General features: G+C 65.5%; 6 protein-coding genes. 3 read left to right on the forward strand and 3 right to left on the reverse strand.

Annotation, left to right across the window (positions count from 1 at the left end; all coding sequences use genetic code 11):
- Window positions 1-244 precede the first annotated feature (244 nt).
- Together AC1DR1_RS22160 and AC1DR1_RS22165 are read right to left on the reverse strand one after the other, a co-directional pair.
- Window positions 245-958 carry an SDR family oxidoreductase gene (locus AC1DR1_RS22160; RefSeq protein ID WP_476993342.1) on the reverse strand — a complete coding sequence of 238 codons (714 nt, stop codon included), beginning with the start codon at window positions 956-958 and terminating at the stop codon, window positions 245-247.
- Between the two features lie 111 nt (window positions 959-1,069).
- Window positions 1,070-2,143, reverse strand: coding sequence for an alkene reductase (locus AC1DR1_RS22165; protein WP_476993343.1), 1,074 nt, complete (start codon window positions 2,141-2,143; stop codon window positions 1,070-1,072).
- Between the two features lie 170 nt (window positions 2,144-2,313).
- Here AC1DR1_RS22165 and AC1DR1_RS22170 point away from each other — a divergent pair, with 170 nt between their 5' ends.
- From AC1DR1_RS22170 to AC1DR1_RS22180, 3 genes are all read left to right on the forward strand, one after another.
- Window positions 2,314-2,916, forward strand: coding sequence for a TetR/AcrR family transcriptional regulator (locus tag AC1DR1_RS22170; protein WP_476967749.1), 603 nt, complete (start codon window positions 2,314-2,316; stop codon window positions 2,914-2,916).
- Window positions 2,917-3,306: 390 nt separating this feature from the next.
- Window positions 3,307-6,573: an ATP-binding protein gene (locus tag AC1DR1_RS22175; protein WP_476993344.1), complete on the forward strand. Its 3,267-nt coding sequence runs from the start codon at window positions 3,307-3,309 to the stop codon at window positions 6,571-6,573.
- Between the two features lie 75 nt (window positions 6,574-6,648).
- Complete coding sequence (locus tag AC1DR1_RS22180) at window positions 6,649-8,055, forward strand: FAD-binding oxidoreductase (RefSeq protein WP_476967751.1); 1,407 nt, start codon at window positions 6,649-6,651, stop codon at window positions 8,053-8,055.
- Between the two features lie 1,083 nt (window positions 8,056-9,138).
- Here AC1DR1_RS22180 and AC1DR1_RS22185 read toward each other — a convergent pair.
- Complete coding sequence (locus AC1DR1_RS22185) at window positions 9,139-10,332, reverse strand: cytochrome P450 family protein (protein WP_476967752.1); 1,194 nt, start codon at window positions 10,330-10,332, stop codon at window positions 9,139-9,141.
- Between the last annotated feature and the right edge of the window lie 106 nt (window positions 10,333-10,438).

Raw genomic sequence — 10,438 nt, forward strand, 5'->3', positions numbered from 1 at the left:
CCGTATTCACGGGCGGGCAGAGCCATTGGCGTGGGCCTCGTCGCGCTGGCCAGTTCGAACAGGGCCCGCACAAACGCGTCAGCAGGGTGATCAAACGTATCGCCACCCCTGACGCGGCCCCTGGCTCGTGACTACCCCGGCGTGTCAGGCCACCCCCGGATCCTCCGTTGTTCAGACACTCCCCACGGCAGGGGTGGTGCCACCGCGCTGACTTTTGGTGAACGCGGTGGCACCGGTTATTCGCTTACGCGTTCGTCGCCGCCAACTGCGGGTAGACCGCTTCGAGGGGGGCGCTGAGTCCGGCCTTGAGCTGGACTGACGTGTCGTCGGCGAGGACTTCGAACTCCCCCGCCTCGGTGGCGTCGAACACAGTGCGCACCAGCACGGCCGGGTCGAGCTTCGGGTCGGTGGCGTGCGCGGCCATCGCGGTGTCGACGTATGCGACGTGGACGCCGACGACGTGCACGCCGGCGGGAGCGAGTTCGAGGCGGAGGGAGTTGGTCGCGGACCAGAGGGCGGCTTTGGTGGCGCTGTAGATGCCGGCGACGGCGTACCAGCTCAGGGCCGAGTGGATGTCGATGATCATCGTTTCGTCCTTCGCCGACAGGACCGGAGCGAACGCGCGGGCGACGAAGAGAGGCCCGAGGAAGTTCGTCTCGACGTTCCGGCGGATCTCCTCGTCCGTGTGGGTGAGGATCCCGGGGCTGGAGACCGACGCGCCTGCGTTGTTGATCAGCACGGTCACATCCTGTGCCGCCTCGACCGTTGCCTGGATGGAGGTCGAGTCGGTGATGTCCAAGGCGAGCGGAACGATGCGCTCGTCGTTCCAGGTGCGGGGGGTGCGGGCGGTGGCATAAACCTTTGCAGCTCCCCGGGCGAGGGCTTCGTGCACGAACTGGGTGCCGATTCCGCCGTTGGCTCCGGTGATGAGGACGACTGCTCCGTTGAGTGAGGGCATGGCTGTTTCTTCTTTCTGAGGGGTGTGGGTTGGGTGAGGTCGGTGGGGTCGAAGTGTGGCCGCCGCCGGGTGCGGTTCAGGAGGGCAGGGCGTGCGACCTGCGGCAGACGATTAGGCGTGTGCCAGGGCGGGGTAGTCGGTGTACCCGGCCGCGCCGCCGCCGTACAGGGTTGCCGGGTCCAACTCGTTCAGCGGCGCGCCGGCGCGCAGGCGCTGAACAATGTCGGGGTTTGCCAGGGCGAATCGGCCCAGCGGCGCGATGTCCGCGAGCCCGGCGTCGATGTCGTCGGCGATCTGCTCGCGGTCGCGCCCGTACCGGACGACGAGGATGGCAGCAGGCCACGTGTCGCGGAAAGACCGAAGCAGATCGTCGTCACCGAGGTGGTGCACGTGCAGGTACGCAAGGTTCAGAGTGGCGAGTTCGCCGACCAGGTGGCGGTACTGTGTCCGGACGTCCGCGGGGTCCCCTTCGTTGATTCCGCCCAGCGGGAACGCCGGTGAGATGCGGATGCCGGTCCGGTCTGCCCCGATCTCCTCGGCCACCGCGCGGGCGACCGCGACGACGAACCGGGACCGATTCTCCACCGATCCGCCGTATTCGTCCGTGCGGTGGTTCGAGTTCGGCGAGAGGAACTGGTGGAGCAGGTACCCGTTCGCGCTGTGGATCTCCACCCCGTCCGCTCCCGCTGCAATAGCGGAGGCTGCGGCGTGGCGGAACCCGGCGATGGTGGCCTGGATGTCTTCGGCAGTCAGTTCACGCGGCACCGGCGTCTTCTGCGGCCCCGCTGGAGTGAACATGTCCTGATCGGCCGAGATCGCCGACGGGCCCACAGGCCGGCGGTGGTGCGGGGTGTTATCCGGGTGCGACATCCGGCCGACGTGCATCAGTTGGATGAACAGCGCTCCGCCGCCGGCATGCACCGCGTCGGCGATCTTTCGCCATCCCTCGATGTGTTCGGGAGTGTAGATGCCGGGGGTGTTCAGGTAGCCCTGGCCGTCCTCGGACGGCTGTGTGCCCTCGGTGATGATCAGCCCGAGCGAGGCGCGTTGGCCGTAGTACTCCGCGGCCAGTTCCCCGGGGGTGCCGTCAGGGTTTGCGCGGCTCCGGGTCAGCGGGGCCAGCGCGAGCCGGTGCGGCAGCTCCACATTGCCGAGGGTGAAGGGTTGCCAGAGGGAGGAAGTCATGTGTGCGGTCCTTTGCGTCGCGGGGTAATAGCGCCACCACTCTGCCGGGGCGGAACACTGGGGTTCGGCCCTTGCGTGGGAGAATTAACGAAGGAACATTCGAGCCCACACAGTAGTGACTACACTCATAACTGAGTGCAGTCAAAATCTATTCCGGAGGATCCATCACCATGTCTCTCGCCTCCCAGCCGGTCGGACGGCGCGAGCGGAACAAGCAGCAGAAGCTGGACCGCATCACGGCCGCGGCAAGCGAACTGCTGGCCGAACACGGCATCGAGGACGTCACGACCCAGCAGATCGCCGACAAGGCGGACATCGGCACCGGGACCCTGTTCCTTTACGCGAAGACCAAAGGCGAACTCCTCCTCCTCGTGCAGAACGCCCACTACGCCGAAGCGCTTCAACAAGGTCGGGCTGATGCCGAAACCACCCCGGATATCCTCGATGCGGTGCTGGCAATCGTACGGCCGATCGTGGAATGCAACCGCGTCCAGGTCGACAACGGACGCACGTACCTGCGGGAGATGGTCTTCGGTGATCCCGCGGAGCCCCGTCACGCTGAGGCCCTCTCCATCGTCGCGCAGACCGAGGAGGCCATCTCTGCCGTCCTGGGCAGGCACGAGCTGGTCAGCGCTGGTGATGCCGCTACGACGGCACACATCGTCACCGCCATCATGTTCCTCAGCATGGCAGCGACCGTGAACGCCGCATTGAGCATCGACGAGATTGTTCAGGACATCCGGACCCAGGTCGGTGTACTGCTGCCTCACTGACCTGGGCCCAGATTTGAGGCGGCCGCCGGCATTCGTGGATCGGCAGGCGCAAATCGTCAACGACCTTGTCGCCGGACCATTATCCGACCACTGCTATCCCCTATGCCGTTGCCCCCGGCCCGACGGTGACTAACATCGAGGCCCGGTTCGGTTCCGAACTCGGCGCGCAGCGCGTGCGGACCGCGATGGCGGTGATGCCGGAGGCTGCGGAAGCCGACGCGCTGGCCGCATCCATCACGTTCCTACTCAGCGACGACGGCGTGAACCTAAACGTGGTTCTGGTGGTTTGCTTGCTAGTGATGGGCCGCTCACAGAGTGCGCCAAGGCAGCGAGCGTGTGGGAAATTTCGTTGTTCGACAACGCCGGTTGGCGAGCGGATACTGAAGAACCATGAAGCCCACCCAAAGCGGGTTGCGCATCCAGCTTCTCGGCTCGTTCATCGTGTACGTCAACGGGAACGCCGTCGAGAACAGCCACTGGCGGCTGCAGAAGGCAAAGTCCGTGGTGGCGATGCTGGCGTTGGCGCGTGGTCAGCGTAACCGTCGCGAGCAGGTACTGGACCGCCTGTGGCCCGACATGGAGCCGGTGGCCGCCGCACGGAATCTGCATCAGACCCTGTACGTCGCTCGCCGTACGCTCGCTAGCGCTGGAGCCGGCAGCGACGGGCTGCTCGTCATCCGCGGTGAAGTGGTCGTGCTGGATGACACTGGCCCGGTCGATGTCGATGTCCTGCAGTTCGAGCGTTCGGCCGTGGCAGCGTTGGCTGCAGGTGTCGAGGCAAGCCTGCGCGATGCGGCCGACTTGTACAGGGGTGATCTTCTGCCGGAGCTGCCGGATGCGGACTGGCTGACGACACGCCGCGATGAGCTCCGGGAAATCCATCGCGAGGTACTGGTGAAACTGGCGTCCACGGTGGCGCAGCGCGCGCCGGAGGAAGCGTTGGTCATCCTCACCCATGCGCTCGAATCCGATCCCGTCCACGAGGGAGCCGTGCGCGCGCAGATGGTGGTGCTGGCTGGGATGGGCCGGCGGTCGGAAGCATTGGCACGATATGAGCGGCTGGTCGACGAACTCCTCGACGCGTTCGGGACCGATCCGGACGCCCGGACGATGGAACTGTTTCGCGAGTTGTTGACCGGCTCGCCGCCCGAGGAGCGCCTCCACCAGCCCGCCGGCGTGACCGGCAAAGACGATGCCATCGGTTATCTGCCATCCCCGTTGACAAGCTTCATCGGGCGCGAGCGTGAGCTCGTTGACGTCGAGCGGCTGATGGGCCATGCTCGCCTGCTCACCCTCACCGGGGCTGGCGGCAGCGGCAAGACCAGACTGGCATTGGAGGCCGCGAAGACAGTTCGTCCTGGGTACGTGGACGGAGTCTGGTTCGTCGACCTCGCGGCCGTTGGGGAGTCGCTGCTGGTGGCCGATGCCGTAGCCGAGGTCCTCGGGTTGGATTCCGGCGCGGCACCAAGCCGCGTGCAAGCGCTGGTCGACCAACTGCGGCGACGCTCGCTGCTCCTCGTGCTGGACAACTGCGAACACTTGCTCGCGGCCTGTGCGCAACTCGTCGTCGCGCTACTTGACGGATCCTCTGGGGTTAAAGTGCTGGCCACCAGCCGGGAGCCACTCCATGCCGACGGGGAGTACACCTACCGGGTGCCGTCATTGCCCCTGCCCTCGCCCCTGCGGACCGACGCTCTCGACCTGGCCGTGCTGGGCCGTCTGCCCTCTGTCCGGCTTTTCGTTGAGCGGGCAGCGCAGGTCCGGCCGGGTTTCGCGCTCGACGCCGACAACGCGCAGGGGGTGACAGAGTTGTGCCGACGGCTCGACGGGATGCCGCTGGCCCTGGAATTGGCCGCGGCCAGGACGGCCGCACTCGAACCCGCCGAGATCGTCCAGGGATTGGGCGATGCTTTGTCCATGCTCGGCGGGGGAACCAGCGGCGTCACGCGGCACCAGACGCTGCGTGGCACCTTGGAATGGAGCCACGAACTGCTCACCAAACCGGAGCAGGTTCTGCTGCGCCGGCTGTCTGTGTTCGCGGGTGGTTTCACCCTCGACGCAGTGGTGGCAGTCTGCGCTGACGCGCCCCTCCAGGAGATCGAACTGCTCGACCTGTTGGCCAAGCTGGTGGACAAGTCTTTGGTGGTCACCGAAAGGAGGGGCGCCGGGACCCGATACCGGCAATTGGAGACGGTCCGCCAGTTTGGCCAAGAGAATCTCGATCATGCAGGTGAGGCGGCTCAACTGGCGGCTGCGCATTGCGCCTACTTCCTTGCCGTCGCCGAATCCCACAATCCAGAGCGGGCCACCGGGGTGGTCATCGAACAGCCGAAGTTGCTCGACCGCGAGCACGACAACCTGCGCGCTGCGTTGCGCTGGTCGTGCGCCCACGAGCCCGAGACCGCGCTCCGGCTCGCGGCCAGCCTGTGGCGGTTCTGGTTCCTCCGCGGTCACGCGGTCGAGGGAGCACGTTGGGTGGAGCGTGCCTTGGCGGTGGCTCCCGACTCGACCCGGCCTCGCGCGGCTGCTCTGATCGGCCTAACCGGGCTGGACAGCCGGCAGGGCCGCGGCGACCGGCATCGGGCGCTCGGCGCGGAGGCCCTGGCAATCATGCGGGAGATCGGGAACAACGACGAGGTGGTGATGGCCCGGCTCATTGAGACCTCGCTCGCCTGGAGCACTTTCGACTTGGACGAGGCCGAACAGCTGGCAGCCGACGTGCACACCGAGGCAGTCGAGGGTGGCAGACCCGAACATTGCGCTGCCAGCAGTTGGCTGCTCGGCCAGTGCGCGTTGTCCCGGGAGGACGGACCACTCGCCGCCCGTCACCTAAACACCTGCCTGAGCGAACTCGCACAGTCTGAGACCAGCACCCCACCCTTCCTGCGGGGGATCACGCCCAGCCTGCAACTGGTCCCGATCGCCGGACGGTTGGTCCCCTGCGTCGAGGAGACCCTGCTGTTGGGCCGGCGGGTTGGCGTCATCCAAGCCAAAGGCTACGTGCTGTCCGCAATCGGCTACGCGGCCAGGATTTCGGGAGACACGCAGTCTGCGATATCCGTCATCACGGATGCGGCCGAACATTTCGCCGAGTTAGGAGATGACCTGGCTAGGGCGCAAACACTTCACCAACTTGGCTGCATTCTGCGCGACTGCGGCGACCACAGCGCGGCCGATGAGGCCCTGTCCTTGGCGCGGGAGCTTCGGCTCGGTCTGGGCGACCGACGCGGCGAGCTGCTGACCGAGATTAATATCGCCCTGCTCCGCGCCATGGGTGGTGATATCGACCGCGGCCTGACAGACGCTCGGCGTTGCCTTTCAGGGTTCGAGTCCGCGGGAGATCAGGTGGGGATGGGCGCCACGCTGACCATTCTCGGTGCCGGCGAACTGATCTCCGGGGAGGTCCGGGCAGCGCGGGAAATGTACAGGCAGGCAGCGGAAAAGGTCGCCCCATGGCGGCGACACACTGGCTGGCAACGGTTGATGGTGGCAGAGCTATCCAACGAGCTCGGCGACCCACATCGGGCGGCCCGAGAAATTGACAGGGCTGGGGCAATTTTCGACCGAACGAGATGCCTCATCGCCGGTCAGCGGCTGGCCGCACTGCGTAGGCGGGACTCGGATGAAGATGTTGAGACGGCGTTGAGTGCTCGTTGAGGACGGTTCACTAGCGTGATTCCTGGATCTGACAAATGGATCTGACAAACAAACAGCAATCAGGAGGAACGCATCGTGACAACGACGCAGACTAGGCCGACCCGCATCGGCGAGGCCACCATCGCCGAGTTCGCCGCCGGGCTGCGCGGCACGGTCGTCAGGCCAGGGGACGCGGACTACGACCACGAACGCAGCATCTGGAACGGGGCCCACGACCGCCGCCCGACGCTCATCGCACGCTGTGCGGGTGTGGCAGACGTGATGCGCACGGTCGATCTCGCGCGCAGCGAGGGGTTGCCGTTGTCGGTTCGCGGCGGTGGACATTCGATCCCCGGGTTTTCTACCGTCGACGACGGTATCGTGCTGGACCTTTCGCTGATGAAGGGGGTCCAGGTGGACCCTGCCCGCCGCCGCGTCGCGGCACAGGCAGGGTGTACCTGGAAGGACCTGGATGCAGAGACCCAGCAATTCGGGCTTGCGGTGACCGGTGGCCTGGTGTCCTCGACCGGCATCGCCGGCTTCACCACCGGCGGCGGCATCGGCTGGCTCGTGCGCAAGCACGGGCTGGCCAGCGACAACCTGGTCGGCGCCGACGTCGTCACCGCCGACGGGCAGTTTATTCACGCCAGTGCCGACGAGCACCCCGATTTGTTCTGGGGACTGCGCGGCGGCGGCGGCAATTTCGGTGTGGTGACGTCCTTCGACTATCAATTGCACGAAGTGGGGCCCATCGTCCTTTCCGGCCTGGTTTTCTACCCCGCAGAAGAGGCGGAGCAGGTGTTGCGCGGCTATCGGGCGGCCTGCGCGGCGGCCCCCGATGAGCTGACCACGCTGGTCAACATGACCACGGCGCCACCGGTCCCGTTCCTACCAGAATCAGTGCACGGCAAGCCGGTCATCGCTGTGGGAGGGTGCTGGTCCGGCGATCTCGATGCCGGCGAGGCCGCCACCGCGCCCTTCCGGTCATTGGGCACGGTCATCGCCGATGTGTTCGCGGCCAACCCGTACGCGGGGTGGCAGCAGGCGCTCGATCCGCTGTACCCGAGGGGCGTGCACAACTATTTCCGCTCGGCATTTCTGCGCGCCGCCGACGACGCGTCCGTGCGCGTGCTGCTGGACTCGTTTGCGGCATTGCCCAACGCCATGACGCAGATTCACCTGCACCACCTTGGCGGCGCCGTCGGCCGGGTTCCTGCCGAAGCAACGGCCTTCGCACTCCGCGACCAGGAATTCATCGTCAATGTTGTGGCGCGCACGCCGACGGCGGAAGGCTTCGCGGATGTCGTCGAATGGGCCCGGGGCGTGACGTCCGCGCTCGGTCCGGATGTGGCGGCCTACGTGAATTTCACAGGTGAAGCGAATACGACGCTCGTCCGGGCGTCGTACCCGGCGGATACATACCGGCGGCTCGTGGAACTGAAGAACGAATACGACCCCACCAATCTATTCCGGTTGAACCAGAACATCGCCCCCACGGTGTGACAGCACTGCCTGCGTGAGAAGTGGATGATCGACCGAGGATCCGGAAGCAACCTGACAGCCCGCGCCAGATGCACCTCGATTCCCAGCAAACCCCTAACCTGAAGTTCCGTGAGTTGAGGCGGGAAGATCCCCGGGTTTCCGGGGATCTTCCTGCCCGTCTCGTGGGAAGCAGGCAAGGAGCGAGCCACAAAGCAGCTACGGCAGGAAACTCACTCCGGTGTGGACAACGTGCACACCCCTCTTGGCCGGACAAACGGGAACCAGCCCTCCCCCAAGCCACCGGTAAACCCGGATTCCGGAGAAAAACATCCTAAGGAAATCCCCGCAGGTCATGTCGTCAACAGGACCCCACAGCATGAATAGGTACAAGGCCAACCACGTCCACCAGAACAACCCAGAAAAGGAGACCCGAATGACCCACATCCCAGCACGCGGAGGGCCCACCAGCCAGGGCCCTGAACCCGCCACCCACACAACTTCACAGGCCGCCGCGGCGGCCAGGCCACAGACCGCGACAAGCGTTCGACAAGCGTCAGAGGGACCCGACCAGGGTCAATGTACACACCTTAAAGCAAAACCCCCTCTGGCGAGGGGGAATGCTGTGCCCGAGGTGGGACTCGAACTGCATTCCCTCCCCCGCAAACACTGGGCAACCGCGGAAACATGCGGATTCCGGCCCGATCCGACCCACATACGACCCAGTCCGAAGCCCAAAGTGTACTTTGTACACACTTCCTTTTTTGCCACATTCCAGCAGCCCGAAGCGCTGCGTGGGAACCAGCGAAACGGCCAGCCAACTATGCTGAACTAAGTTCGCTCCTCCATGAACCAACCGGCTGGTGTAGGCGCCGAAGCCTCCCACGAGAGGATCTCTGTCCCGCCTCAAATAATGTAGGCGCCCAATTTTCATCGCTTCCGGAGCCCACGAACTACCGCATCCGATTGCGGGGATGCCGGCCCAGGCGAGTTCTGACAAGCTCGAAAACGCTCCGGTCGATACTGTAGCCCAGCCTCCGCGCAACATGATCGACTCGCAACCCGCCTGCTGGTAGACAACTGGGTGCACCATGGTCGTGGGTGCGGTCAGCGAGGACCTTTAACAACCGTGACCGTCCGGGGTGCCTGGAATGAAAGGAACCGGATCCATTCGGGCTCGGGATCATGCAGTTGTATCCCAGGAAGCGCGGCGGCAGTTTCCCGGACGATGACAGCCGCCTCGAGTTCGGCGAGCTTGGCGCCGAGGCAGCGGTGAATGCCTGACCCAAACACCAGGCCCGGGGACCCAGACGCCTCCCGCAGGTCCGCCTGCCCAACAATGTGCGCGCGTTCTTGCCCGGACGGTGAGGTGATCTGGTTGCCGGTAAGTTCGAGGAGGATCTCGCTGCCGGCAGGGATTACAGTGTCACCGAGGTTTGTGTCGTGGGCTGCCACACGGCGCCAGGTGGGGACGGATGATTCGGTGGCCAGTACGTGCCGGACCATAGTTTTGGAGCCGGCGTCGGACGCTGCGTCGTTCCAGCCCACAGGGGCCGACCCTTTAAGGAGCCGGAACAGGGTGGTGCTGATCAGCTGGGTGGTTGTTTCCTGTCCGGCGATCAGCAGGAAGTAGCCGAGCGAGCAGATTTCAGGGGTGGATAGGCCGTGTTCGGCTAGGGATTTGAACAGGTTGCGTCCTGGGGCGGTCCTGGATTCTGCTACGAGTTTACGAAGCCAGACGTAGAAGTCTGCGGCGCTGTGGGCAAGTTCGAGTTGCCGGGCCTCGTCGGGCCAGCCCCAGAACAGCTCCATGGAGTCAAGGCCCCACCCCTTGAGATCCGTAAGGTCCCGGACGGGCAGTCCGAGGAGTTCAAGCATTACCACCGCCGGAGGAAACGCCGCGACCGTCTGCACCAGGTCCACGTGACCCGAGGATCCAAGCTGGTCCGCGGCGTTCTTTGCCGCTTCCTGGGCCAGTCCACGGATCCGTGGTTCCATGGCGGCGACGGTGGCGGGGGTGAAGAATCCCGCGACGACCTTGCGGATCCCGGCATGCGTGTCGGTGTCGTTGCTGGCCAGCACCGGCGGCAACGCAAAGCCCACGCGCTGCAGCACACGAAGGGCAGGCCCTTCCAGAGGAGTTACAGCGACCAGGGAATTCGCAGGACTGAAGTCGGCGGGCCGGTGCAGGACGTCCCGCACCGCGTCCGGGTCACGCACTACCATGTACGGGCAGCGCGCCTGGCCGGAGCCAACCAGTTGAGGCGCGATGGATCCAGCCAAGGACACCAGCGGGTTCATGCGGGTAGTCCGTTCAGCCAGGCCGCCGCTTCGGCCCGGAACGCTGCCGGGGGCTGTTCCGAGGCCCGCTCGGGAATGGCACCGAGCAAGGGCACCTGCATCGATC

This window comes from Arthrobacter sp. P4_F10, assembly GCF_056401435.1.

Coding starts and splice junctions, on each gene's coding strand:
- AC1DR1_RS22160 (WP_476993342.1), bottom strand. CDS start 958: ATGCCCTCACTCAACGGAGCAGTCGTCCTCATCACCGGAGCCAACGGC.
- AC1DR1_RS22170 (WP_476967749.1), top strand. CDS start 2,314: ATGTCTCTCGCCTCCCAGCCGGTCGGACGGCGCGAGCGGAACAAGCAG.
- AC1DR1_RS22175 (WP_476993344.1), top strand. CDS start 3,307: ATGAAGCCCACCCAAAGCGGGTTGCGCATCCAGCTTCTCGGCTCGTTC.
- AC1DR1_RS22185 (WP_476967752.1), bottom strand. CDS start 10,332: ATGAACCCGCTGGTGTCCTTGGCTGGATCCATCGCGCCTCAACTGGTT.
- AC1DR1_RS22165 (WP_476993343.1), bottom strand. CDS start 2,143: ATGACTTCCTCCCTCTGGCAACCCTTCACCCTCGGCAATGTGGAGCTG.